The following is a 24,440-nucleotide window of genomic DNA, read 5'->3' on the forward strand; positions in this document are numbered from 1 at the left end:
TCCTGCACTCCCGCCTTGCAACCTATACCCGGTAGGGGTATATAAGCCCCATGCGCAAGGACATCAAGGCATCTGTCGGAAAACGCCTCGGCCGGATCGAAGGTCAGGTTCGCGGCCTGTCGAAAATGGTAGAGGAAGACCGCTACTGCATCGACATCGTCACGCAGATTTCGGCGGTGCGCGCCGCGCTGCGCCGGGTCGAGGAAGAGGTCTTGAAGGATCACGTCGCCCACTGCGTCGAGCACGCGATTGCCAGCGGCGACAAGGCGGACCAGCGCGAGAAGATCGCGGAGTTGATGGCGGTGATCGGACGGGCAGAGCGGTAGATTTCCTTGTCGTCCTGGCGAAAGCCAGGACCCATACCGCGGAATCTCTCGATTGCGTCCGGTCGATGTACCGAACGACGGATCTTCACCAAACTGACATTTGGGGTAATGGGTCCTGGCTTTCGCCAGGACGACGGCGGGTCATGCCGCGCGCTCTCGCGCCCGTCCACGGCGCCGCGGGCGGTACGCCGCGAGTCTCTTGAGCAGCTGGAAATGCATGGAGTCGTCGCGATCAAACGTCGCCGCCGCGCTCACTTGCTCAACCGAAGCCTGCGCTTCTTCGTCAATCGCTTCAGGAACGAGCGGCGGCGCACGGACCGTTTCTGGAAACACACCGAACGAGCCCGCTACCTCCTCGAGCGGCTTTTGCTTGTCGGCCCAGTGCAAGGCTGTGTAGTCGAAGCCGTGCACGATGGTGGGTTTGACCACTTCGAAATAGGGCGAGATGTCGAAGTCGCGGGGCATGTAGAGCGAGGAATCGCGGATGTGCAGGATCTCGCGGCGGGCGGCGCGGCTGCCGGCCTTGGTGATCTTCGGCAGGATCGGATAGCGCACGGCGTCGAAGGCCTGCGCGATCAGCGCCGAGCAGATGATCTTGGTCGGATCGCCCGAGCCGAGCGCGATCATGCGCCGCCGCCAGCGCTGCGGCACCGGCAGCGGGAACAGGAAACGCATCAGGTCCAGGATGTTCTTGGTGTCGTAGCCGAAGCCGATGCGGTTGATCGCATAGCGGCAGACCGTGTTGCGGTCCTCGTAGGACAGCCCGACCGGCCGGCAGAGGCGGGTATGGTAGGGGAAATATTTCGACAGCGGCGCGGAGGTGACGCCCTCGCCGATATTGGCCTCGATCAGCACATGCGGCTCGCCGTCGGGCTCGACCGCGCCTTCGACCGGGCCGACATAGAGCGCGGCATGCGACCAGGTCGACTGCGTCAGATATTTGATGATGCCGGAGATGCGGTTGTTGCCCTCGACCAGCATGACGTCGCCGGGCTGGATCACGCCGCGCAGATGCTCGGGGTCGCTGGGTGTGAACGGCTCATAGCCCGGCACCTCTTTCGAGAGGTATGCGGCTATCACCTTTCCGACTGAATCTAGGACCGTCCCCATGAACTCCCCCGGGGGCCTTTCTGGCCGTCTTTTTTTCATCTGTATCATGGTCGAAACCCGTTGCAATTCAGTTCATGACCTCTGTGAGTTCAAGCACGATTGATTCACCATGATGGTTGCTGCGCAACATCAGATGCGGCAAGGTTCGCCGGCTGTTCCCGTTCGCCGCAAGTCTCCGGAAACCATGACATGACAATCACGCGCCGCAGCTTCCTATCGGCGTCGGCGGCCTTTATGTCCGCGCCGGTCCTGAGCGCCGCGGCCGCGCCATTGCCGCGCGAGGCTGACATTGTCGTGATCGGCGCGGGTGCGGCCGGTATCGCTGCGGCGCGGCGCGTCATGGCGGCCAACCGCAAGGTGATCGTCGTCGAGGCGGCCTCGCAGGTCGGCGGGCGCTGCATCACGGACAGCTCCACCTTCGACGTGCCGTTCGATCGCGGCGCGCGCTGGATGCATAATCCGGACACCAACCCGATGATCCGGCTCGCGCGCAGCGCCGGGCTCGATGTCTCTCCAGCACCGTCGGGCCAGAAAATGCGCATCGGCCGCCGCAATGCCCGTGCGGGCGAGACCGAGGAGTTTCTGGCGGCGCTGGTGCGCGCCAACAGGGCGATCGACGAGGCCGCGCGCGGCAAGCTCGATACCTCATGCGCGTCGGTGCTGCCGAAGGATCTCGGCGACTGGGCGGGCGCGGCGGAGTTCCTGCTCGGCGCGGGCTTTGCCGGCAAGGATCTGAAGGAGCTGTCGGCGATCGACAAGGCGCGCGCGCAGGACCGCAATGCCCCGATCGCCTGTCGCCAGGGTCTCGGCACCCTGATCGCCAGGCTCGGCGAGCAGGTGCCGGCAGTGCTTTCGACGCCGGCGAGCCGGATCGTCTGGAGCAATCGCGATGTCGGCGTGGAGACGCAATCCGGCAAGATCGCCGCGCGCGCCGCCATCGTCACGGTGTCGACCAATGTGCTGATCTCAGGTGCGATCAAGTTCGCGCCTGACATCCCCAAGCGCACGCTGGATGCGGCGTCAAAGCTCACGCTCGGCAGCTACGATCACATCGTGGTGCAATTGCCGGGCAATCCGCTCGGGCTGTCGCGCGACGACATCCTGATCGAGCAGAGCAACTCGACGCGCACCGCGCTGATGTATGCCAATATCGGCGGATCGTCGCTGTGCTCGATCGACGTCGGCGGCTCGTTCGGCCGCGATCTCTCGGCGCAGGGCGAAAGCGCGATGACGGCCTTCGCGAAGGAATGGATCACAAAATTGTTCGGCAGCGAAGCGGCGGCCGCCGTGAAGAAGACCGCCGCGACGCGCTGGAACGCCTCGCCCTATGTGATGGGCGCAATGTCGGCGTCCTCGCCCGGCGGCCAGCTCTCGCGAAAGATTTTGACCGAGCCGATCGGCAATCTGTTCCTCGCCGGCGAAGCCACGCATGAGACGCTGTGGGGCACCGTCGACGGCGCCTGGGACAGCGGCGAGCGCGCCGCGGACGCAGCGCTCCGCAAGATCGGCGCGATCAGGGACGAGCCGGCCGACGTGCCGACGCAGTCGACGAAGCGCCGGCGGGCGCCGCGGTAGTAGGGGCAGAGGCAATCAGGCCGCAACAAACTGCGCCGGGACGATAGCGGGTGGTTACCGCAATACCCTGTCCAGCACCGGCAGCCCTGTTATCACCGCGATCGCGATCAGGGCGTAGCAGATCCTGCGAAACACCGTCTCGCTGGCGCGGCCGAACAGCGAGGCGCCGAAGGCGACGCCGAGCGCATAGACCGGGCCGACGATCACCGACAGCACCAGCGACTCGCGCGAGATCAGGCCTGTCGTGGCATAGCTGACCATCGAGAAGCAATCCGAGGCGCCGAAGAACAGCAGGATATTGGCGCGCGCGACCAGCGGAGCGATGGGCCGGCCGAGCCAGTAGCCGACGATCGGCGGACCGCCGGTCTGCGCAAGCCCGCTGCAGAAGCCGGAGAGGCCGCCGATGCCGACAGAGAGCCAGACGTGGTCCTTGCCGCGGTAGCGCCAGCCCGACAGCAGCAGCAGAAGAAGCGCTGCGACGAAGCCGGAGATGATCCAGCGCGTGGTGACGGGCTCGAGCACGCTGAGGAAATAGGTGCCGAGGGGGACACCGACCAGCGCGCCCAGCACGATCACCGCGGTCGCCTTGCGATCCGCCTTCCGCCAGGCATCAGGCAGCAGCGGCGCGGCGGCAACGAAGTCGATGACGAGGAGGAGTGCCGCGACCAGCCGCGGCGCCGCGACGCTGCTCGCGAGCGGCATGAAGATCAGCGCCGAGCCGAAACCGGAGAAGCCGCGCGCGGTGCCCGAAACGAAAGCGATGGCGCAGAGCGCCATCGCGATGGTGAGGCTGACGTCCTTGGGGAGGAAGTCGGTGATGCTCATGCCCTGTCGTTCCGGGGCATCACGCCCTCAACGTGCCGCCGGTCTTCTTCGTGACATCAGCCACGATCTTGGCGGCGACCGCCTCGATCTCCTGATCGGTCAGCGTCTTCTCGCGCGGCTGGATCGTCACCGCGATGCCGACCGACTTCTTGCCGTCGTCGATGCCCTTGCCCTCGTAGACGTCGAAGACGTTCACGCCGGTGATCAGCTTCTTGTCGACGCCTTGCGCGGCGCGGACGATGTCCCCGGCCTTCACCGTGCGGTCGACGATGAAGGCGAAGTCGCGCGTAACAGGCTGGAATGCCGAGAGCTCGATCAGTGGCTTGGCGCGGGTCGGCTTCTTCTTGGCTTCCGGAATGCGGTCGAGAATCACCTCGAACACCACAAGCGGACCGTCGGCGCCGAGCGCTTCCAGCGCGCGCGGATGCATCTCGCCGAAGTAGCCGAGCACGTTCTGCGGCCCGATCTGGATCGTGCCGGAGCGACCCGGATGCAGCCAGGCCGGACCACCGGCGACGATCTGCAGCGCCTGCATCGGTGCGCCGCTTGCTGCCAGCACCGCGAGCGCATCGGCCTTGGCGTCAAACACATCGGCCTGTGCCGAGCCGGTCCAGTGCCGTCCGAGACCTTCGGACGAAGCCAGGCCGCGCCGCACGCCGCTCGCCGCCATGAACTGGTCTCGCGGGCGATCGCCCCTGAAGACCTGGCCGACCTCGAACAGCGCGACATCGCCATAGCCGCGATCGGCATTGGCCTGCGCGGCAGCGACCAGTCCCGGCAACAGGCTCGGCCGCATGTCGGAGAGATCAGCGGCGATCGGATTGGCCACCTCCAGCTCGCGCTGGCCGCCGCCGAACAATTGTGCCGCGGCCTTCGTAATGAACGACCATGTCACCGCCTCGGTCATGCCGCGGCTTGCCAGCGCGCGCCGGGCACGGCGGGTGCGCAGCTGCAGCGGAGTCAGCACCGATTTGCGCGCGTCCTCGCCGCGCTCGAACGGCGTCATCGGCACCTTGTCGACGCCGTAGATGCGGACGACTTCTTCAACGATATCGGCCTTGCCGTGCACGTCGGAGCGCCATGAGGGCACCGCGACCTTCACGACCGGACCCGGGCCCGCCATCATGAAGCCGAGATGGGTGAGGATGCGCTTCATCTCCGGCACCGGCACCTCGATGCCGGAGAGCCGCTTCACCTCGGTGACAGGGAAATCGATGATGCGATCATCGCCGAAGGCCTTGCCGACCACGACGTTCTCCGATGGCGTGCCGCCGCACAGCTCCATCACCAGCTTGGTGGCGAGCTCGAGCCCGGACACCATGAAGGCCGGATCGACGCCGCGCTCGAAGCGGTAGCGCGCATCGGAGTTGATGCCGAGCTTGCGGCCGGTCTGGGCGATGTTGATCTCGTTCCACAGCGCCGATTCGATCAGCACGTCGGTGGTGGTCTCGTCGCAGCCGGACGCTTCGCCGCCCATGATGCCGGCGAGCGATTCGACGCCGTGCTCGTCGGCGATCACGCAGATCGAGGGATCGAGATCGTAGGTGCGGCCGTCGAGCGCGAGCAGCGTCTCGCCCTCGCGGGCATGGCGCACGACCAGATTGCCCTTCACCTTCTTGGCGTCGAACACGTGCAGCGGGCGCGCGCGGTCATAGGTCATGAAGTTGGTGATGTCGACCAGCGCGTTGATCGGGCGCAGCCCGATCGCCGTCAGCCGCTTCTGCAGCCAGTCCGGCGACGGCCCGTTCTTGACGCCGCGGACGAGCCGGAGCGCAAAACCCGGGCACAGCTTGGCGTCCTCGACCGTGACTTTCACGGGACAAGGGAATTCGCCTTTGATCGGCTTGATGGTCGGGTCCTTGAACTTGCCCATGTCGGCAGCGGCAAGGTCGCGCGCGATGCCGTGCACGCCGGTGCAATCCTGCCGGTTCGGCGTCAGATTGATCTCGATCACGGGATCGCCGAGCGCGGCCCATTCGGCGTAAGCAGCGCCAACAGGCGCATCCGCCGGCAATTCCATGATGCCGTCATGGTCGTTGGAGAGCTGCAGCTCCGCCGCCGAGCATAGCATGCCGCGGCTTTCGACGCCTCTGATGGTGCCGACGCCGAGCGTGATGTCTTTGCCGGGGATATAGGTGCCGGGCGGTGAGAACACGCTGACGAGCCCAGCGCGCGCATTCGGCGCCCCGCACACCACCTGCACCGGCGCGCCACCGTCGCCGGTGTCGACCATGCAGACGCGCAGCCGGTCGGCATTGGGATGCTGCTCGGCCGAGATCACCTTGGCGATGGTAAAGGCCTTCAGCGCCTTCGCCTTGTCCTCGATATTCTCGACCTCGAGCCCGATCATGGTGAGCTTGTCGGCGAGCTTGTCCAAGGGCTCGTCGGTGTCGAGATGATCCTTCAGCCAGGAGAGGGTGAATTTCACGAGCTCAGCCCTCCCGCGAGTGTCGGCACTTCGAGCGGCTTGAAGCCGTAATGGTTCAGCCAACGGACGTCGCTGTCGAACAGCTGGCGCAAATCGGCGATGCCGTATTTCAGCATGGCGATGCGGTCGATGCCCATGCCCCAGGCAAAGCCCTGATACTCGTCGGGATCGATGCCGCAGGCGCGCAGCACGTTCGGATGCACCATGCCGCAGCCGAGAATCTCGAGCCAGTCCTCGCCTTCGCCGAAGCGGATCTCGCCCTTGTCGCGGCGGCACTGGATGTCGACTTCCAGCGACGGCTCGGTGAACGGGAAGAACGAGGGGCGGAAGCGCATGTTGATGTGGTCGACCTCGAAGAATGCCTTGCAGAACTCGTGCAGGATCCATTTGAGGTGGCCGAGATGCGAATGCTTGTCGATGACGAGGCCCTCGACCTGGTGGAATTGCGGCGTGTGGGTCGCGTCCGAATCGATGCGGTAGGTGCGGCCCGGGCAGATCACGCGGATCGGCGGCTTCTGGCTCAGCATGGTGCGCACCTGCACCGGCGAGGTGTGGGTTCTAAGCAGCATGCGCGAGCCGTCCTCCTTCGGATGGAAGAAGAACGTGTCGTGCATCTCGCGCGCCGGATGGCCTTCCGGGAAATTCAGCTTGGTGAAATTGTAGTCGTCGGTCTCGATATCGGGCCCTTCGGCGACCGAAAATCCCATGTCGGCGAAGATCGTGGTCAGCTCGTCCCAGACCTGGCTCAGCGGATGGATGCGGCCCGTTTCAGCCTGCGCATCGCGTAGCGGCAGCGTGACGTCGACGGTCTCGGACGCCAGCCGCGCATCGAGTGCCGCGGACTTCAGCACGTCGCGCCGTGCGGCGAGCGCCTCGGTGACCTTGTCCTTGGCCTGGTTGATCGCGGCGCCCTGCGTCTTGCGCTCGTCGGGCGACATCTTGCCGAGCGTGGCCAGCAGCGCCGAGATCGAGCCCTTCTTGCCGAGGGCGGCGACGCGCACCGCTTCGAGCGCGGCTTCATCGCCGGCGGCCGCGATCTGGTCGAGGATGGATGCTTCAAGCGTTGCGAGGTCGGACACAGTCAAATCCTTGGCTCCAAATTCGGCTGGGTTGTCGCCGCCCGAAGGGCGTAACGTCAAGCAAAAAGCCGGTCATTTCGGCTTCTCGAGCGGCTGGGTTGAACCTCGCGCGGGGGCCGGGCACCAAGACAGGATGCGAGGAGACTTTGTGATGCTTTCGAAATGCTGTCTGGCCGCTGCCGCCATCGTCCTGTCGGTCGCCGCAACGCCTGCGCGCGCCATCGTCTGCATGGACACATCCATGACGTTGGATGAGGTCGTGGACGCCATCGGCGCCCAGAAGGGCTGCCAAAGTGCGATGAAGCTGGCTCAGGATTGCGCGCTGACCGCGAGCGGCGATGTCCAGCTCGGCGCCGCCGTCGAAAAGAAGTGCGAGGCGGACTTCAAGCCGGGCCTCAGTGCCGCACAAGCGCAGGCGTACAAGAGCGAGATGCACGCATGCGACATCAAGTACCGGAACAAGTCCGGTACCATGTACATCTCGTTCACGGCTTTCTGCCGGGCGGAGGTCGCCCAGCGTTACTCTGAGCGCGCGCTGAAGGCTGCGGGCACGAAGGCCCGCTAGCCTGATCAGGCAGCGAGTGCCGCCTTGGCCTTCTCGGCGATCGCCTGGAACGCCGCGGGCTCGCTGATCGCGAGATCCGACAGCACCTTGCGGTCCACGGTGATTCCGGACTTGGCCATGCCGTCGATAAATCGGCTGTAGGTCAGGCCGAACGGACGGACGGCAGCGTTGATGCGCTGGATCCAAAGCGCGCGGAACGTCCGCTTCTTGCGCTTGCGGTCGCGGAAGGCGTATTGCTGGGCCTTCTCGACAGCCGGCTTGGCGGCGCGGATGGTGTTCTTGCGGCGGCCGTAGAAGCCCTTGGCGGCCTTGTAGACTTTCTTGTGCTTGGCGTGGGCGGTCACACCGCGTTTGACGCGAGACATGACAATTATCCTTCAGAGATGACTTTGTTTTCGGATTGCCGCGAAGGACGCGGCAGAGATGGCATCGATCTTCGACGTCCTTGGACGCGATCAGGCGTTCGGCAAGAAGTACTTCTTGACGTTGTCGCCGTCGGTCTTGAACAGCACAGCGGTGCCGCGGAGCTGACGGATCTGCTTCTTCGTCCGCTTGATCATGCCGTGACGCTTGCCGCGATGGGCGAACATCACTTTGCCGGTGGCAGTCACCTTGAAGCGCTTTTTAGCGCCCGATTTGGTCTTCAGCTTGGGCATTTGGCTCTCCTAATGGCCAAAGAAATCCGCCCGCGAAGGCGGTCTGGCCGTCAAAAATGCTCGTTAGAGCGTTGATTGTGCTCAGGTTTTTGCGACAAAGCGCGAAACCCGCACGAAACACCGCCACGGCAGCCCTAAATCAGCCGGGCGATGAAGGCCGGGCTTATGACAGAGAACGGGCCAGAAGGCAACGATGAACCGGCCAAAGCCGCTCGCCGACTATTGGGGGTCACCACCCCATCGTTCATGTCGTCCCGTTCGGAGCAGGACCAAAATGGCCTATTTCTCTCAATCGATTTTGTCTGTTGTCGCCCGTCCGCGCCACCTTGCACTGTTTGCCGTGCTCGCAGCGGCTGCCGTTCCATCGAGCGCCGATGCCCGCATCGGTGGTTATGACGGCGTCTGGAACGTCACCTTCGCCACCACCCGGGGCGTCTGCAGCTCGGGCTACAGCGTCCCCTTCACCGTCACGGGCAACCGGGTGTCGTCCGCTGGCGGCGGCCGGGTGTCCGGCACCGTCAACCGCGGCGGCGCCGTCGCGGTCCAGGTCTCCGTCGGCGCCTCCCACGCCAGCGGTGGTGGCCGGCTCGGCGGTACGGCTGGGGCCGGCTCCTGGAGGGGCGTCATCTCCGGCGACCAGTGCAGCGGCACCTGGCAGGCGACGAGGACCTGAAAACAAAACGGCCCGCCGGAGATCAGGACGGGCCGTTGAAACTTCGGCTCTAGCGTGCCGATCTCAGCGCGGAGCCAGCACCATGACGACCTGACGGCCCTCGAACCGGGCGTCCTGCTCGACCTTGGCGAGCTCGGCGACGTCGGTCTTGATCTTGTCCAAAAGCTTGGTGCCGATCTCCTGGTGCGCCATTTCGCGGCCACGATAGCGCAGGGTGATCTTGACCTTGTCGCCCTCTTCGAAGAACCGCAGCATCGCGCGCATCTTCACGTCGTAATCGTGGTCGTCGATCATCGGGCGGAGCTTGATCTCCTTGATCTCGACGGTCTTCTGCCGCTTGCGGGCTTCGGCGGCTTTCTTCTGGGCGGAATACTTGTACTTCCCGTAGTCCATGATCTTGCAGACGGGAGGGCTGGTATTCGGCGAAATCTCGACGAGATCCATGCCAGCTTCCTGGGCCATCTTGACGGCCATCATCGTCTCGACGGTGCCCTTGTTGTCACCGTTCTGGTCGATCAGCTGGATCTGCGCGTTGCGAATATCATCATTGATGCGCGGCCCGTCTTTGCTGGCTGGGGCCGGGGCTCTATTGGGACGGCGAATGGGTGGTTCTCCAAAGTTGTGAAAGGAAGCGGCTATTTTGAAGGAAGATACTGATGCCGGCAAGCAAGTCGCCCGTGCCGGAAGCGAGAAACCCTCAAATGCGAGGCATTTTGGTCACGCCCATCGGCACGGTGCTCGACATAGACACCTTGCCTCTGTTCCGCAAGCGTCCCAAAGGGACAATGCCGAGATAGGCTTGCCTTGCGGAATACGCCTTGGGACCTCAAACCCCACAACAAGAGTAAACGTTCCATGACCTCAGCAATTCCCGATGCCGTGCTCGACTTCATCGATGTTGGCGAGGGTTCGTCGGCGCGCCGGATCGCGGTTCGCCACCGCGCCGGGCGAGGATCTGGGCCCGGCCAAGGACCTGGTCTCGTCTGGCTCGGCGGTTTCAAATCGGACATGCAGGGCGGCAAGGCGGTAGCGCTGGATGGCTGGGCCGGCGAGCATGGCCGCGCCGCCGTCAGGTTCGACTATTCCGGCCACGGCGAATCCAGCGGCGCTTTCGCCGATGGAACCATCGGCAGCTGGCTCGAGGACAGCATCGCCGTGTTCGAGCGCTTCTGCACCGGCCCGCAAATCCTGATCGGCTCCTCCATGGGCGGCTGGATGGCGCTGCTGCTCGCGCGCGAGATCAAGAGGCGGCAGGAGACACAGCAAGCCAAAGCCTCGCTCGCGGGTCTCGTGCTGATCGCACCGGCGCCCGACTTCACGGAAGAGCTGATGTGGAAGAATTTTTCGCCCGGGGTGAAGCAGGAGATCGAGACCAAGGGCTTTTGGCTCAGGCCATCCGAATATGGCGACGGCACGCCCTATCCGATCACACGCAAGCTGATCGAGGAGGGGCGCAACCATCTCGTGCTCGGCGGCGCCATCGATCTCGGCTGTCCGGTGCGCATCCTGCAAGGCGCCCAGGACCCTGACGTGCCGTGGCAGCACGCGTTTGCGCTGACCCACCGCCTGCCGGCCGACGATGTCGTGCTCACCCTGATCCAGGACGGCGACCACCGCCTGTCCCGCCCGCAAGACATCGCGCGCATTCTTGCCGCGGTGGCGGAGATCGGGTGAGGCGTTGCCAAGCGCTCGGTGTCATCGCCCGACTTGATCGGGCGATCCAGTACGCCGAGATGGTTTTGGTTGAACGATAAGCCGCGGCGTACTGGATGCCCCGCCTTCGCGGGGCATGACGACGAAACTATCGCTTCTCCACCTTCGCCATCGGCTTGCGCTGCGCCAGCGCTGCCACCGTCGCGGTGCCGATCGGGCCCTGCTCGTCGTAGAGCCAGCATTCGCCGATCGCGACGCCATCGGTGGCGTGATGGTTTACCACTTCGAAGCCGATCCAGTTCGTCACCGGCAGGCGATGCAGATAGATCGTCACGTCGCTGTTGATGTAGCCGAGCCCCTTGTCGCCGGCATTGGCAAACGGACTGGCGAAATCGGCGCCAACAGCGACATGCACGAACGGCGTCATCGGCATGCCGGCCACGAGCTCACGCACCTCGCTCATCCAGAGCCGGCGCGGTCCGAGCGAACCCATGTGTCCGACGATCGGCCGCGTCGTCCATTTGCCGTTCATGCCGAGCCTGGGATCGGTGGGTTTTGGAATGTCTGATGGCTTCGGCACGTCCCAGTTCGGCGGCGACCAGACATTGCCGTCAGGGTTCTGCGTCCGCCGCAACATCTGGCACGAGGCGCGCGCCATGCTGACGCCGCCGGAGAAGAATTCCGCCTCCACCACACGGATGCGCATTCCGTCACGCACCAGCTTTGTTGTCACGTTGATCGGCTTGTCGATGGTCGGCAGGCGAAACATGTCGACGGTCAATCGCGCCGGCACGAAGTCAGGACCGGAATGGCGCTCCTCGATGGCGAAGCCGAGCAGGCCGACGATAACGCGTCCGTGCAGCGATTTCGGATCCCAGGGGCCGCTCGCCACTTCCGTCGGATGGAATGTCTCGCCGTCGCGGGTGAAGAAAGGGATGTTTGTCATGGCGCGCGAGATTGCGGGAATGAACGGGGAAATCAAGGGTGATGCACGTCCCCACACTCCCGTTGTCATCGCCCGGCTCGACCGGGCGATCCAGTACGCCGAGGCAGCAGTGATTGAGCCGAAAAGCCGCGGCGTACTGGATTCCCCGCCTTCGCGGGGAATGACAGCGGTGGGTTAGGAGGCGGCTTGCCACTCCTCACGCACGCTCTCGTCCGACTCCTTGTTCAGCGCATCGGCTTGCATCGCCTCGAACTCATCCCTCTCCAGCAACTGTCCCAACGCCCACACCGCCGCACCACGCACCAGCGGGCTTGCATCATCCAGCAAGCGCCGCGCCTGGTCCGCCAACGTAACGTCGCCGGAATTGCCAATCGCAATCAGCACATTCCGCAGGAACCGGTCGCGGCCAATCCGCTTCACCGGCGACCTCGTGAACAGCGCGCGAAACGCGGCGTCGTCGAGTCGCGCCAGTTCGGCCAGCTCCGGTGCACGCAACTCATGCCGCGCGGCGAGTCTTGCTTCGCGGCCCTGTTGCGCAAACTTGTTCCAGGGGCACGCCGCCAGGCAATCGTCGCAGCCATAGATGCGGTTGCCGATGGCCTTGCGAAACTCCTGCGGGATAGATCCCTTGTTCTCGATGGTCAGATACGAGATGCAGCGCCGCGCATCGAGCTTGTAGGGGGCCGGAAACGCCGCGGTCGGGCAGATGTCGAGACAGGCCCGGCACGAGCCGCAATGGTCGATCTCGGCGGAGTCGCGCGGCAGTTCGAGCGTGGTGTAGATCGCGCCGAGAAACAGCCATGAGCCGAACTCGCGCGAAACCAGATTGGTGTGCTTGCCCTGCCAGCCGAGATGCGCGGCCTGCGCCAAGGGCTTCTCCATCACCGCCGCGGTGTCGACGAATACTTTCACTTCGCTCGGGGCAGTCGCGACCAGCCAGCGCGCCAGCGCTTTCAGCCGTTTCTTGATGAGGTCGTGATAATCGTCGCCCTGCGCATAGACCGAGATCGCCGCGCGCGTGCGCTGCTTCAGGATCGCGAGCGGATCCTGGTCGGGGCCGTAATTGACGCCGAGCATGATCACGCTGCGCACGTCGCTCCACAGCCCGCGCGGATCGACGCGCCGCTCAGGCTGACTCGCAAGCCAGTCCATGTCGCCGTGTCCGCCCGTGGCGATGAATTCGAGAAAATGCGCGCCGGCCTGCTCGATCGTGCCAGGCTCGGTGATGCCGATGCAGTCGAAGCCGAGCGCGCTCGCTTCGCGTGCCAGCTGAGCCTTCAGTTCAGTCGGATCAAGGCTCAGAAATCCAGGTCCACGTAGGTTCGCGACGCCGGCACGCCCGCCAGCCACTCGCTCAGCAGCGGGCGGAACGACGGGCGGGATTTCACCCGCGCGTACCACGCCTTTGCTGCGTCGTCCTCGCTCCATGGCACGTCGCCCAGATAGTCGATCGCCGAGAGATGCGCCGCGGCGGCGAGATCCGCGTAAGTGAGCCGGTCGCCGGCAAGGAAGTTACGCGTCTGCGCCAGCCAGCCGATATAGGCGAGATGATAGCGCACGTTTGCTTTGGCAGCGCGCATGATATCGGCTGAGGGCGGCCCGCCGCCGTGCTCTTCGCTCATGAAGCGCTTGTAGATGCGCTCGGTGACGAGCGGGTGCGACACTTCCTCGAAGAACTTTTCGTTGAACCAGGCCATCAGCCGGCGCACCTCGACGCGCTCGGCGATCGTCTCCGGCATCAGGCGCTTGGGTCCCATCTCGGCGCCATAGGCCTCGTCGAGATACTCCGCGATGATCGCGGCGCCCGGGATCGGCGGCTGCTCGTCGTCCACCATCACAGGCGTCGTGCCGGCCGCGTTGAGCAGCAGAAATGCCTCGCGCCGTTCCCAGCTGCGTTCCTCCGTGAGCTTCAATTCGAGCCCGTATTCGCCCGCGATCAGGCGGATGAAGCGCGAATGCGGGCAAAACGGATGATGGAACAGCGTAAACATGCAGCCTTTGACTATTTGATGGTGCTTAAGAATCCATCAATGTTTGTGCGGTGCCACACTAGTCCTTCAAATCAGTGAGGCAAGGCGCGATAGCGCATTTTGCGATTGCGAGCGAGGGGCGAATAGGCGAGAAGAGCCCCGCTTTTCCAGCGGAAATGGACCGTAAATATGTTAGATGCAATACGGGCAGTGATCCTCGGCATCATCGAGGGTGTAACCGAGTTCCTTCCCGTGTCCTCGACCGGCCATCTGCTGTTGGCCGAGCGTTTCTTCGGCCTCGGCGAGGGCGCGTTCTGGGATTCGTTTACGGTTCTGATCCAGCTGGGCGCGATCCTCGCGATCGTCGGGCTCTATTTCAAGAAGCTGTGGGACGTCGCAATCGGCATGTTCACGGGCGATGCCTATGCGCGACGGTTCGTGATCGGCGTGCTGGTGGCGTTCCTGCCCGCTGTCGTCGTCGGCCTCGTTGCCGGCAAATACATCAAGAGCGTGCTGTTCAATCCCTGGGTCGTGTGCTTCACGCTGATCGTCGGCGGCGCCATCCTGCTCTGGGTCGACCGGCTCGATCTCAAGCCGCGCGAGCATGACGCCACCAAATTTCCGCTGCTGATGTATCTCTATATCGGCATCGCGCAGTGCGTCGCGATGATCCCGGGCGTGTCGCGCTCCGGCGCCAGCATCGTCGCGGCGATGCTACTTGGCGCCGACAAGCGGGCGGCGGCGGAGTTCTCCTTCTTCCTCGCCATCCCCACCATGATCGGCGCCTTCGCCTACGATTTCTACAAGAACCGCTCCGAGATGACGATGGACCATATGGGCATCGTCGCGATCGGTTTCGTGGTGTCGTTCATCACCGCGATCATCGTGGTGAAGAGTTTCCTGGAATACGTCACCCGCCACGGCTTCGTGGTGTTCGCCTGGTGGCGCGTCATCGTCGGCACGCTCGGCCTGATCGCACTGGCGCTGGGGCGTTAAATCTTGTGGTCCTGTAGCCCGGATGGAGCGCAAGCGTAATCCGGGATCGTGCCACAAGCGCTGCTGCCCCGGATTGCGCGGAGCCTGTCATCGGGCGGCGCGTCGCGCCGACCCGTCGGCTCCGTCCGGGCTACGCGAACGGCGCTACGCCGTTAACCTTTGAAAACTCGCCGACAAGCCTCAACCCAATATCAGCTTTTGACCGCTAGGCAGTTCCTGGTGCGGGATGGCCCGCAGGCGGAGCTGTGCGATGACGACAGTCAGCGGCTGGGGGCGCTTCCCGGTCGTCGATAGCGAAATGCTGCGGCCGCGGTCGTTCGAGGCTGTGGGGGAGGCTGTCGTTGCCGGCTCGGTAGCGAGGGGCAATGGCCGCGCCTATGGCGATGCCGCGATCGGCGCCGCCAGAACCATCACCATGACGGCGTTCGACCGGGTGAGGTCGTTCGATCCCGCGACCGGCCGCATTCGCGTTGAAGCCGGCGTGCTGCTGTCCGACCTGATCGACACCTTCGGCCCACGCGGCTTCCTGCCATCAGTGGTGCCGGGCACGCGCTTCGTCTCGGTCGGCGGCGCGATCGCGGCCGACGTGCATGGCAAGAACCATCATTGCGAGGGCGGTTTCGGCCGCTACGTCGACAGCATCCTGCTGCGCACCGGTTCCGGCGAGACCATCGAAGCCTCGCGCGAGCAGAATTCCGATGCCTTCTTCGCAACCGTCGGCGGCATGGGCCTCACCGGCGTGATCCTCGAAGCGACGATGCGGCTTCGCCCGGTCGTAACAGGCTGGATTCGGGAGCGGGTGATCTCCGCGTCCGATCTCGATGCTGCCATACGCGCGCTCGAGGCCGGCGATTCCGCCACCTATTCGGTGGCGTGGATCGATTGCGTGGCGCGCGGGCGCAACCTTGGCCGCTCCTTGATCTATCTCGGGGAGCATGCCGACCGGGACGAGCTGGCCGAAGGCGCCGTGGTGTTTCCCGTCGGCAAACCGCCGGCGCTCGCGGTGCCGCTCGACCTGCCGTCGGTCACGCTCAATCGCTACAGCGTCAGTGCCTTCAACGAGCTCTATTACCGCATGGGCGCGCGCCGCGCCGGTGGCGATCATGTGGTCTCGCTCTATCCGTATTTCTTCCCGCTCGACAGTCTCAGCGACTGGAATCGCATCTATGGACGGCGCGGCTTCCTCCAGCATCAATGCGTGATCCCCGAAGCTGCCGCGCGCGAGGTGCTCGGCGACATCCTGGATCGCGTTGCAAGGCGCGGCGATGCGTCGTTCCTCGCGGTGCTGAAGAAGCTCGGTCATGGCGACGGGCTGCTGTCGTTTCCGCTGCCCGGCTACACGCTGGCGCTGGATTTCCCGGTGAACGGCGACATCCTGGATTTCCTCGACGAGATCGACCGCCTGGTCGTCGCCGCCGGCGGCCGGCTCTACCTCGCAAAGGACGCGCGCCAGTCGCGCGCGACGTTCGAGGCCGGCTATCCGGCGTTTCAGCGCTTCAAGGCGATCCGCAAATCGCTCGATCCGGCCGGCAACATCCGCTCGAAATTGTCACAACGCCTGCTCGATGAGGTTTAAGCCGTGACGTCACGCAAGTCAGTTCTGGTGCTTGGTGGCTCCTCCGATATCGGCCGCGCCGCCGCGCGCGCCTTCGCCAAGGCCGGCTACGATGTCGCGCTCGCAGGTCGCGATGCCACAGCGCTCGAGCCTGACGCCGCCGATCTGCGCGCGCGCTACGATATCGAAGCGAGCACGCAGGTCTTCGATGTGCTCGACACCGCATCTTTTGACGGCTTTGTCGCCGGCCTTCCCGTCTTGCCCGACGTCGTGATCTCGATCGTCGGATTGCTGGGTGTGCAGCAAAAGGCCGAGAGCGACCTCGCCCACGCCACCACCATCATGCGCTCCAATTATGAGGGACCGTCGCTGATCCTCGGCCTGTTCGCGGAGAAGTTTTTAGGCCGCGCCAACGGCACCATTGTCGGCGTGTCGTCCGTGGCCGGTGATCGCGGCCGCGCCTCGAACTATGTCTACGGCTCGGCGAAAGCAGGCTTCTCCGCCTTCCTCTCAGGCCTGCGCGCCCGCGCCAGCCGCGGCGGCGTGCATGTCGTCACCGTCAAGCCGGGCTTCGTCCGGACCAAAATGACTGAAGGCATGAAGCTGATCGGCCCGCTCACGGTCGAAGCGTCCGTCGTCGGCGATGCAATCCTCCGCGCCGTCGAGAAGAAGACCGACGTCGTCTATGTCAGCGGCATCTGGCGCCTCGTGATGCTGATCATCAGGGCGCTGCCGGAAGTGGTGTTCAAGAAGCTGAAGTTTTAAGCTTGTGTAGCGCACCAGTCTTCGCTGCGTGATCGGTGCGCTCCCTCCCCGCTTGCGGGGGAGGGTTGGGGAGAGGGTGTCTCCTCAAAAAGATTTACCCAAGAGGACAGAGCCCTCACCCGCCGCTACGCGGCGACCTCTCCCGCAAGCGGGAGAGGTGTACCAACTCACACGCCCATGCGCTGGAACTGCCCTTGCGGGCGGAAGCGCCAGAGATATTGCGGGGCGATCGCTTCCAGCGAATCGGGGGTGATGCCGAGCCCTTCCAGCGTCAGGCCGGCGGCCTTCGCCGCGTCCGACACGACATTGTCGTGCTCGAGCAGCGTGACCTGGTCCGGCGTCAGCTTGAACGCGCCCGGGGCGAATTGCAGGAGGGCGGCCTCGAGGCGGGCGAGGCCGAACGACAGCGGCACCAGCGTGCGCTCGCGGTCGGTGATCGCGAGAATGGTCTCGATGATCTCGCGCATCGTCAGCACCTCGGGCCCGCCGAGCTCGTACGTTGCGCCCGCCTTGGCCTTGCCGTCGACGGCATCCGCGATCGCGGTAGCGACATCGCCGACATAAACCGGCTGCATCCGCGTGCTCCCGCCGATCAGCGGTAGCAGCGGCGACAGCCGCGCCAGGGCCGCGAAGCGGTTGGTGAACTGGTCCTCGGGGCCGAACATCACGGAGGGGCGGAAGATCGTGGCCGACGGCACCGCCGCGCTCACCGCGGCTTCGCCGGCGGCCTTGGCCTTGGCATAGCGCGAGGGCGAATCAATATCCGCGCCGATCGCCGAGACATGGATCAGGTCGGCGCCCGCCGCGGCCGCCGCCTTGGCGACGGTCTCGGCGCCCTTGGCCTGGACGGCGTCGAAGGTCTGGGCGCCGCCCTCGGTGAGGATGCCGACCAGGTTGATCACGACATGCGAATCACGCACCGCCGCCTCGACCGAGGCGGGGTAGCGCAGGTTCGCCTGGATGGTGTGGACCTGGCCGACCTTGCCCGAGGGCTGCAGGTATCCGGCGAGTTCCGGCCGCCGCACCGCAACCCGGATCCGGTAATCCCGCCGGCACAGCGCCCGAACCACATTCCGGCCCAAAAACCCCGATCCGCCGAAAACCGTGACGAGAGTTTCCAGATTCGATGCCATGGAGGTCCATTCCTGCAGGAAGATTGCGCGATATCAGGCTTCTACCGGGGCGGTGTGCGATGCGCAATCGGCATCCAGAACCATGAATTGACAACGGCGTCACCGAACCGTAGTAACCGCCTCCGTGCCCCAAACGGCATGCCCAGGTGGTGGAATTGGTAGACGCGCTGGCTTCAGGTGCCAGTGGCTTAACGGCCGTGAAGGTTCGAGTCCTTTCCTGGGCACCATTAGTCCCTTGGGGCGCAGTCCCAAGGCCGGCAGTGGGGCTCCGTCGGTCGGGCCAAAGCGCCTGATGCGCAACAATGTTGCGGATCAATCCAAGAGTCCATTTGCGCTTGTTAGCCGCCCCTCTTTCCATTTGCCGCGGCGATAGCAATATTGGTCTCGACGGATCCGTGAGGATCGTGATTTCGTTGGCCAAAGGGGTTGGAGACGATGGCAACGCTCGACATCAGTCGCTTGACTCCCAAGGAGCGGCTCGACCTCATCGGCGAGCTCTGGGACAGCCTCTCTGCGACCGATGTGCGGTTGACCCCCGCGCAGGAGGCCGAACTTGACCGTCGGCTGGCGACTTTTGATGCGGACCGCCGCGAAGCGATTCCGTGGGAAGATATTGAGGCCGAGCTCGATCGCCGGTCACGATAAGTGGCCAAGGTCCTTTTTACGCGGGCGGCACGAGCCGACCTCCTCGAAGCTGTCCGCTGGTACGACACTCACGCTCCGCACGTGGTGCCGCAATTTCGGGACGCCTTGCGTGCAGCGCTGATTAAAGTCGGGGAGAATCCCAAGCAATTTCCGCTGGCCTCCAAGAACGCTCGCCGCGCTTTGCTTCGACGTTTCCCCTACATTGTGGTGTATCGTGAAACGCAAGATACCATCTATATCATCGCGGTGTTCCACACGAGCCGCGATCCCCTGACCTGGAAGCGCCGCTCGTAGCGTCTCCACCGCTGCCAGGCGCCCTCACATCATCCGCTTCCCTACGCGCCGCGGCGTGAGGCCATAGGATCCCGTATGCTTCAATAATTATCAAAACCCTTGTCGTGATCCTTTCAGACCGACGATTCTGCCGGAACGAAAACCGTCATGAGGCCCCCACTCGCGAAGTTGGGCCAAACGGCTGTTGAGCCAACGTGCCGGACGCGCGTTCAACATGCTGGCGGTGATCAGAAGTCCGCCTGCTCCAGCAACAAGCTCCTGCTCCATGTGCTGCGTGATCCTACTCACGGTCGGAACGACCGGCTCTGAGGCAAGGTGCGGCATCAACCCGATGGGCGGGATGACCTTCGGATGGAGAGAAGACCATGTGCGCAATGTCGAACATCGATGAACTGTCCCTCGACCGGCTCGACGACGTTGCGGGAGGATCCGGTAGTTTCGGCACGTCAGGACATACCGGATCTATCGCCTGGGGAACGAAAAGCAACGGCGGTATGGCTGTTACGTGGCCGGGCAGCCTTGGCGGTGTGAACGGTGTTTGGTCGGTTTCTTCGGACGGCGGTGTGCAGTGGCACGGCAAGCCCCAGTGAAGTCGAGGGAGAAGGAAAATGACCCAACCATCCTGTCAGGAGCTGACCGACGCCGATCTGACCGTCGTGTCCGGAGGAATGCTAAAGGAAATTTTTCAGCAAGCCGGGCGTCAGATCATGGACAAGGTCATGCAACCTTCGCTCCTGTGCAATCCGGACACGGCCCTGATGCGGCCGGACGGAACGCTGACGTCAGATAGCCCCGGCTGCCACCGGACCTGAAATGCGAGCGCCAGCGATCTACGCGCATGGCCGTTCTAGAGCGCGATGACGATTCAACCCAATCTCATCGCGCTTTAAGGATCGGCTATCCGATGTCACGTAATGTACGCGAGGTCAGACCGTAGAATTTCAGATGGACCCGATTCATCTGCTCGACCGACCCGAAGCCGCACCTGTCCGCAACCGTCTTGAGCGGCAAAGTCGAGGTCCGAAGATGGTGACGCGCCGTATCGGCACGAAGCCGTTTGACCGTCTCGGCGGGCGGCACACCGATCAACCTACGATATTTGCGCGCGAATGTTCGCTCGCTCATGCCCGCCTGAGCCGCAAGCCTGGGAACGCTGAGGTCGCGGCGGATATTGCGCAGGATCCACTGGCGAAGCTCCGCAAAAGCGCCCGCCTTCTCATGGTCGATGGTTTCGATGAATTCGCTGAATTGCGACTGGCTGCCTGGTCGCTTGACGTAAAGCACCATCCACTTGGCCGTGACTGCGGCCGCTGCTTCGCCGTGGTCATCGGCGACGAGCGCGAGGGCGAGGTCAATGCCGGCGCTGACGCCTGCGGAACTCCAGATTTTGCCGTCGCGCACATAGATGGCATCGCGGTCGACCGTGACATCGCGGAAGTTCCGTTGGAGCTTGTCACAATCGACCCAATGCGTTGTCGCTCGCTTGCCCGCAAGCAACCCGGCCCGGGCGAGCACGATTGCACCGTTGCAAACGGAGCAGATCCGCTCCGCCTCGTCTGCGTGGCTCCGCAACCAGTCGATCAGAACAAGATCCTGCGACGCCGCTTCAACGCCCTTTCCTCCAACCACCATAACCGTCGTTCCGGGCATCAACGCGGACGGCAAAGGCTCGGCATTGATCGCCAGTGACAAGGAGCCCTGTACCCTGGTGGGACCGGACGACACGACGGAGACGCGGTAATCGATTGGCAGCCCTGTTGCGGCGTCTCGCGCATGTTCGCTCGCCGAAAGGAACACCTGCATCGGGCCGGCGAGATCGAGCACTTGGAAGCGCTCAAAGATCAGAAAGACAATATGCCGAGGGCGTGCCGGGGCCGGTGTGAGCATTGGCAGGAAATACGACAAGTTTGGCAAATATGCCAGTCGCAACGGGCGTAACGCAGATAGGCTTAAACCAGGCGAGGATGAGAGATGATCTACGAATTGCGCACCTACCACGCCCTGCCGGGCCGGATGCCGGCGCTGCTGACGCGTTTTGAAACGCGCACACTGAAGATTTGGGAGCGGCTCGGCATTCGCCAGCTTGGCTTTTGGCGGACCACGGTCGGACCGTCACACCTTGAGCTGGTCTACATCCTGGTCTGGGACTCGCTCGCGGAGCGGGAGCGTCTCTGGGGTGCCTTCGTAGCGGACCGCGAATGGCAGGAGGTCGCCGCTGCCTCGGAGGTCGACGGGCCAATTCTCGCGAATATCACGAACTCTTTCATGAGCCCGACAAGCTTCTCAGCCCTGCAATAAGAGAGGCCTCAAGAGGTGGAGGCGCCGCTCGTAGCGTCTCCACCGCTGCCAGGCGCCCTCACACCACCCGCTTCCCTGCCTTCTCCGCCACCCCCTTCTGCACGAAATACATCGCCACCAGCGTGATAACAGTCGTCATGACGACGACGTAGCCGATCCGCTCGAAATGCAGCAGCGAGCCGTCGGCTTGCTGCGAGATGATCGCGGCCGCGAGCACCGAGCCGAGGCCGCCGGAAAGCTGCTGCAGCGAGGCGCTGATTGCGCTGAACGCGCCGCGCTGGCTTTGATCGGGGATCGCCGAGATCAGCGCCTGCGACGGGATCATGCGCGAGAAGATGCCGACGAACAGCAGCACGTTGACGGCGATCGCGGTTACCAGCGAGACGTGGCCGAGATGGGTGTAGATCAGCACCATAGCGATGGTCATCGCGCAGCCGAACACGAAGGTCGGATATTTGCCGAAGCTGTCGGCCGCGCGGCCGACCAGCGGTCCGGTGACGATGCTGAACAGGCCGGAAACCAGATAGATCGTCGGCAGATGCACGATGTCGATGCCGATATTGTTCACGGTGAAGGCGCTGGAATACGGCATCAGCATGTAGCCGCCCGTCGCCAGCAAGGTCGTGACCGCGAAGGCCAGCGTGTAGCGCGGCTCACTGACCGTCGCGACCAGATGGTGGAACGGGTTCCGGTCCTGCTTCAGCTTCAGATGCGCATCGACCGGCTCCATGGCAAAGGCGATGACGGCGATCGACAGGATCGACAGGCCGACGATCGCAAAGAAGCAGACATGCCAGCTCCAGTGATTGGCCAGGAACAGGCCGGCGGGAACGCCGAGCACCTGGCTCGCGGCGAACGCCGTCTGCACGAACCCCATCACGCGGCCGCGCAAATGCAGTGCGAACAAATCGGTGACGATGGCGAGCACGATCGAGCCGATCACGCCGCCGAACAGGCCGGTGACGATGCGGCCGAGCAGCAGCACATGATAATTCTGCGCCAGCGCGCACAGTAGGGTTCCGAGCGTGAACCCGGTGTAGAAGAACAGCAGCAGCCGCTTGCGGTCGAAGCGATCGGCAAAGCCGGCGGCCAAAATGCCTGAAAGGCCGGCGCTGAACGCGTAGGCCGACACCGCGACGCCGAATTGCCCGGCCGTGATGTTGAGCGAGGGCATCATGATGGCGCCGAGCGGCGACATGATGATGAAGTCGAGAATGATCGTGAACTGCGCGAAGGCGAGCAGCGCCACGAGAAGCGATTGGTAGCGCGTAAAGCCGCGCTGGCGTTCCTGCTGATCGTCGATCGGCGCGGCGAGCGTCTGGTCTGTCATGGCACCTGATGCGTGTGAGAAACCGGGCTCAGATAGGGTGGGCGCCGCCGATTACCACCGGCTCGGACCTGGGCTTCGGCTGGTATATCCAGCCCGCGCCGGATTGTGGGATCCCTGCAACAGCTGGCCTCGGGGTCCCCTTTGCCGGAAGGGTTAAGCCGCCCTTAGCCAATGCCGCCTAGGCTCGCGGCCGTCCTTTTCCCGCTTCCCGCCAGCCCTTGGGGCCGGCCGTGTCGCGGCAAGTCAGAGCGTTTTCGGATGGAGCAACCCGCCTCGCAGTACGATCCGAGTGAGGCCGCGCCGCAGGCGAGGCCGGCGCCGGCCCGTACTCTCGTCATCGATCTCGAAGGCGCCCTGCTGCGTTCGGAATTGCTGATGGAGGCGCTGTTCTCAGCCCCCGCCCGCATGCTGGCCCGTTTCGGCGCGGGCGGACGTCCGGGCATGGCTGTCCTCACGGAGGTTCTGGCGCGCGCCAGGATCGACTACGCCCACCTGCCCTATGATGCCGAGGTGCTGAACCGGGCACTGGCGGCGCGGGCGCGGGGCGCGAAGATCTATCTGGTCGCGGAGCGCTTTGCCGACCAGGCGGCCGGCATCTCGGCGCATCTCGGCTTCGACGGCGTCGTGACCCCAGCCGACCTTGCGGCCGGCGGCAATCTGCCGTTCGATCCCGCCGCGATCGAACGCATCGACCATGTCAATCGTGATCGCGCCAGTCTTCGCACCTGGGCGAAGGCGCTGCGGCTCTATCAATACGCCAAGAACACGCTGGTGTTCGTGCCCGTTCTCACCGCGCATCAGGTCAATGTCGCAACGCTCGGCACCACGCTGCTGGCGTTCCTGGCGTTCTCGGCCTGCGCCTCGGGCGCCTATCTGATGAACGATCTGCTCGACCTCGCCGCCGATCGCCAGCATCCGACCAAGCGCCACCGCGCGCTGGCCGCGGGGGACTTGCCGATCTCGTCGGCGCTGCCGGCGATCCCCGCGCTGTGGCTGTTCGCCTTCGGTGCCAGCCTCTGCATTTCCTGGACCTTCCTCAGCGTGCTCGTCGCCTATCTCGTCACCACCATCGCCTATTCGCTGGTGCTCAAGCGCAAGATGCTGGTCGACGTCGTCACGCTTGCCGGCCTCTATTGCCTGCGCATCGTCGCCGGCGCGGTCGCCGCCGGCGTGGTGCTGTCGGAATGGCTGATGGTGTTTTCGCTGTTCGTGTTCACCTCGCTGGCGCTGATCAAGCGTTTCAGCGAGCTCAGCATGCGCCAGGGCGAGGGCCTCGCCGATCCGTCCAACCGCGACTACCGCATCAGCGACCTCCACATCATCGCCGCGATGGCGGCGGCGAGCGCGATGAATGCGGTGACGGTGTTTGCGCTCTACGTCTCGTCCTCGGCGGTGACACCGCTCTACAGCCGGCCCTGGATGCTGTGGCTGCTCGCGCCGCTGCTGCTCTACTGGTTCGGGCGGGCCCTGATGATCGCGCATCGCCGCGAGATGCCTGATGACCCCATCATCTACGCCTTCCGCGACGGCGCCAGCCGCACCACCGTGGCGGCGATGGTCTGCATCATGCTGGCGGCGATCTGAGCCAGCCGCGGCTTGCGCCGCCTGTCCCTAATGG

The 24,440-nt window shown here is 64.3% G+C and carries 28 protein-coding genes and 1 tRNA gene; 16 read left to right on the forward strand and 13 right to left on the reverse strand.

Features of this window, described 5'->3' with window-relative positions; all coding sequences use genetic code 11:
- Positions 1-50: 50 nt before the first annotated feature.
- On the forward strand, positions 51-326 hold the full coding sequence (locus XH80_RS21270) for a metal-sensitive transcriptional regulator (protein WP_007598521.1): 276 nt from the start codon (positions 51-53) through the stop codon (positions 324-326).
- Positions 327-467: 141 nt separating this feature from the next.
- Here XH80_RS21270 and XH80_RS21275 read toward each other — a convergent pair whose 3' ends face one another.
- On the reverse strand, positions 468-1,436 hold the full coding sequence (locus tag XH80_RS21275; RefSeq protein WP_271600258.1) for a YiiX/YebB-like N1pC/P60 family cysteine hydrolase: 969 nt from the start codon (positions 1,434-1,436) through the stop codon (positions 468-470).
- A 189-nt stretch (positions 1,437-1,625) separates the two neighbouring features.
- Here XH80_RS21275 and XH80_RS21280 point away from each other — a divergent pair, with 189 nt between their 5' ends.
- A complete protein-coding gene (locus XH80_RS21280) occupies positions 1,626-3,011 on the forward strand; it encodes a flavin monoamine oxidase family protein (protein WP_271600259.1) in 1,386 nt (461 codons plus the stop codon).
- 54 nt (positions 3,012-3,065) lie between these two features.
- Here the strand turns inward: XH80_RS21280 and XH80_RS21285 are convergent, their stop codons facing one another.
- The 3 genes from XH80_RS21285 to pheS are packed head-to-tail and all read right to left on the reverse strand — an operon-like array spanning position 3,066 to position 7,343.
- Positions 3,066-3,836 (reverse strand): sulfite exporter TauE/SafE family protein, encoded by a 771-nt coding sequence (locus XH80_RS21285; RefSeq protein ID WP_271600260.1) that lies wholly within the window; start codon positions 3,834-3,836, stop codon positions 3,066-3,068.
- A 19-nt stretch (positions 3,837-3,855) separates the two neighbouring features.
- A complete protein-coding gene (gene pheT / locus XH80_RS21290; protein ID WP_271600261.1) occupies positions 3,856-6,264 on the reverse strand; it encodes a phenylalanine--tRNA ligase subunit beta in 2,409 nt (802 codons plus the stop codon).
- The gene (pheS, locus tag XH80_RS21295; RefSeq protein WP_271600262.1) at positions 6,261-7,343 is read right to left on the reverse strand and encodes a phenylalanine--tRNA ligase subunit alpha; all 1,083 of its coding nucleotides are present in this window, start codon (positions 7,341-7,343) and stop codon (positions 6,261-6,263) included. The genes pheT and pheS overlap by 4 nt, the downstream gene beginning before the upstream one ends.
- A gap of 31 nt (positions 7,344-7,374) precedes the next feature.
- Here pheS and XH80_RS21300 point away from each other — a divergent pair, with 31 nt between their 5' ends.
- A complete protein-coding gene (locus XH80_RS21300) occupies positions 7,375-7,908 on the forward strand; it encodes a hypothetical protein (protein ID WP_442868629.1) in 534 nt (177 codons plus the stop codon).
- 5 nt (positions 7,909-7,913) lie between these two features.
- On the opposite strand, the gene rplT is transcribed toward XH80_RS21300, so the two are convergent.
- Together rplT and rpmI are read right to left on the reverse strand one after the other, a co-directional pair.
- On the reverse strand, positions 7,914-8,273 hold the full coding sequence (rplT, locus tag XH80_RS21305; protein ID WP_027561620.1) for a 50S ribosomal protein L20: 360 nt from the start codon (positions 8,271-8,273) through the stop codon (positions 7,914-7,916).
- A 90-nt stretch (positions 8,274-8,363) separates the two neighbouring features.
- Entirely contained in the window at positions 8,364-8,564 is a 201-nt protein-coding gene (rpmI, locus tag XH80_RS21310) for a 50S ribosomal protein L35 (RefSeq protein WP_008143958.1), read from the reverse strand.
- Between the two features lie 274 nt (positions 8,565-8,838).
- On the opposite strand from rpmI, the gene XH80_RS21315 reads away from it, so the two are divergent.
- Positions 8,839-9,237 carry a hypothetical protein gene (locus XH80_RS21315; protein WP_271600263.1) on the forward strand — a complete coding sequence of 133 codons (399 nt, stop codon included), beginning with the start codon at positions 8,839-8,841 and terminating at the stop codon, positions 9,235-9,237.
- Between the two features lie 63 nt (positions 9,238-9,300).
- Here XH80_RS21315 and infC read toward each other — a convergent pair whose 3' ends face one another.
- Positions 9,301-9,840 carry a translation initiation factor IF-3 gene (gene infC / locus XH80_RS21320; protein WP_083514473.1) on the reverse strand — a complete coding sequence of 180 codons (540 nt, stop codon included), beginning with the start codon at positions 9,838-9,840 and terminating at the stop codon, positions 9,301-9,303.
- A 252-nt stretch (positions 9,841-10,092) separates the two neighbouring features.
- Here infC and XH80_RS21325 point away from each other — a divergent pair, with 252 nt between their 5' ends.
- Positions 10,093-10,911, forward strand: coding sequence for an alpha/beta hydrolase (locus tag XH80_RS21325; protein WP_271600264.1), 819 nt, complete (start codon positions 10,093-10,095; stop codon positions 10,909-10,911).
- A gap of 127 nt (positions 10,912-11,038) precedes the next feature.
- On the opposite strand, the gene XH80_RS21330 is transcribed toward XH80_RS21325, so the two are convergent.
- Positions 11,039-11,836: an acyl-CoA thioesterase domain-containing protein gene (locus tag XH80_RS21330; RefSeq protein ID WP_271600265.1), complete on the reverse strand. Its 798-nt coding sequence runs from the start codon at positions 11,834-11,836 to the stop codon at positions 11,039-11,041.
- On the opposite strand from XH80_RS21330, the gene XH80_RS21335 reads away from it, so the two are divergent.
- Positions 11,835-12,014, forward strand: a complete 180-nt coding sequence (locus XH80_RS21335) for a hypothetical protein (RefSeq protein ID WP_271600266.1) — start codon at positions 11,835-11,837, stop codon at positions 12,012-12,014. The genes XH80_RS21330 and XH80_RS21335 overlap by 2 nt on opposite strands.
- Here the strand turns inward: XH80_RS21335 and queG are convergent.
- Positions 12,011-13,186 carry a tRNA epoxyqueuosine(34) reductase QueG gene (gene queG, locus XH80_RS21340; protein WP_271600267.1) on the reverse strand — a complete coding sequence of 392 codons (1,176 nt, stop codon included), beginning with the start codon at positions 13,184-13,186 and terminating at the stop codon, positions 12,011-12,013. The genes XH80_RS21335 and queG overlap by 4 nt on opposite strands.
- Complete coding sequence (locus tag XH80_RS21345; RefSeq protein ID WP_220003706.1) at positions 13,135-13,827, reverse strand: glutathione S-transferase family protein; 693 nt, start codon at positions 13,825-13,827, stop codon at positions 13,135-13,137. Before XH80_RS21345 ends, queG begins: the two co-directional genes overlap by 52 nt.
- A 168-nt stretch (positions 13,828-13,995) precedes the next feature.
- Between XH80_RS21345 and XH80_RS21350 the strand changes: the two genes are divergently transcribed.
- The 3 genes from XH80_RS21350 (at position 13,996) to XH80_RS21360 (ending at position 17,122) form a co-directional block, all read left to right on the forward strand.
- A complete protein-coding gene (locus tag XH80_RS21350; RefSeq protein WP_271600268.1) occupies positions 13,996-14,802 on the forward strand; it encodes an undecaprenyl-diphosphate phosphatase in 807 nt (268 codons plus the stop codon).
- A gap of 250 nt (positions 14,803-15,052) precedes the next feature.
- Positions 15,053-16,378, forward strand: a complete 1,326-nt coding sequence (locus tag XH80_RS21355) for an FAD-binding oxidoreductase (RefSeq protein ID WP_271600269.1) — start codon at positions 15,053-15,055, stop codon at positions 16,376-16,378.
- Positions 16,379-16,381: 3 nt separating this feature from the next.
- Positions 16,382-17,122, forward strand: a complete 741-nt coding sequence (locus XH80_RS21360; protein WP_271600270.1) for an SDR family oxidoreductase — start codon at positions 16,382-16,384, stop codon at positions 17,120-17,122.
- Between the two features lie 167 nt (positions 17,123-17,289).
- Here the strand turns inward: XH80_RS21360 and XH80_RS21365 are convergent, their stop codons facing one another.
- The gene (locus XH80_RS21365; RefSeq protein ID WP_271600271.1) at positions 17,290-18,255 is read right to left on the reverse strand and encodes a complex I NDUFA9 subunit family protein; all 966 of its coding nucleotides are present in this window, start codon (positions 18,253-18,255) and stop codon (positions 17,290-17,292) included.
- Positions 18,256-18,395: 140 nt separating this feature from the next.
- On the opposite strand from XH80_RS21365, the gene XH80_RS21370 reads away from it, so the two are divergent.
- The 5 genes from XH80_RS21370 to XH80_RS21390 all read left to right on the forward strand — a co-directional run bounded on the left by XH80_RS21370 (position 18,396) and on the right by XH80_RS21390 (position 20,006).
- Positions 18,396-18,482: transfer RNA gene (locus XH80_RS21370), tRNA-Leu, on the forward strand.
- Between the two features lie 208 nt (positions 18,483-18,690).
- Positions 18,691-18,900 carry an addiction module protein gene (locus tag XH80_RS21375; RefSeq protein ID WP_271600272.1) on the forward strand — a complete coding sequence of 70 codons (210 nt, stop codon included), beginning with the start codon at positions 18,691-18,693 and terminating at the stop codon, positions 18,898-18,900.
- Positions 18,901-19,194, forward strand: coding sequence for a type II toxin-antitoxin system RelE/ParE family toxin (locus tag XH80_RS21380; RefSeq protein WP_271600273.1), 294 nt, complete (start codon positions 18,901-18,903; stop codon positions 19,192-19,194).
- 374 nt (positions 19,195-19,568) lie between these two features.
- On the forward strand, positions 19,569-19,784 hold the full coding sequence (locus tag XH80_RS21385; RefSeq protein WP_271600274.1) for a hypothetical protein: 216 nt from the start codon (positions 19,569-19,571) through the stop codon (positions 19,782-19,784).
- 18 nt (positions 19,785-19,802) lie between these two features.
- A complete protein-coding gene (locus XH80_RS21390) occupies positions 19,803-20,006 on the forward strand; it encodes a hypothetical protein (protein ID WP_271600275.1) in 204 nt (67 codons plus the stop codon).
- 85 nt (positions 20,007-20,091) lie between these two features.
- Here the strand turns inward: XH80_RS21390 and XH80_RS21395 are convergent, their stop codons facing one another.
- A complete protein-coding gene (locus XH80_RS21395; protein ID WP_271600276.1) occupies positions 20,092-21,099 on the reverse strand; it encodes a GlxA family transcriptional regulator in 1,008 nt (335 codons plus the stop codon).
- A gap of 66 nt (positions 21,100-21,165) precedes the next feature.
- Between XH80_RS21395 and XH80_RS21400 the strand changes: the two genes are divergently transcribed.
- A complete protein-coding gene (locus XH80_RS21400; RefSeq protein ID WP_271600277.1) occupies positions 21,166-21,492 on the forward strand; it encodes an NIPSNAP family protein in 327 nt (108 codons plus the stop codon).
- Between the two features lie 58 nt (positions 21,493-21,550).
- Here the strand turns inward: XH80_RS21400 and XH80_RS21405 are convergent, their stop codons facing one another.
- Positions 21,551-22,822 (reverse strand): MFS transporter, encoded by a 1,272-nt coding sequence (locus tag XH80_RS21405; protein ID WP_271600278.1) that lies wholly within the window; start codon positions 22,820-22,822, stop codon positions 21,551-21,553.
- Between the two features lie 258 nt (positions 22,823-23,080).
- Between XH80_RS21405 and XH80_RS21410 the strand changes: the two genes are divergently transcribed.
- Positions 23,081-24,406 carry a UbiA family prenyltransferase gene (locus XH80_RS21410; RefSeq protein WP_271600279.1) on the forward strand — a complete coding sequence of 442 codons (1,326 nt, stop codon included), beginning with the start codon at positions 23,081-23,083 and terminating at the stop codon, positions 24,404-24,406.
- Positions 24,407-24,440: the final 34 nt, after the last annotated feature.

The organism is Bradyrhizobium sp. CCBAU 45384, assembly GCF_028128665.1.
Classification (GTDB): domain Bacteria; phylum Pseudomonadota; class Alphaproteobacteria; order Rhizobiales; family Xanthobacteraceae; genus Bradyrhizobium; species Bradyrhizobium manausense.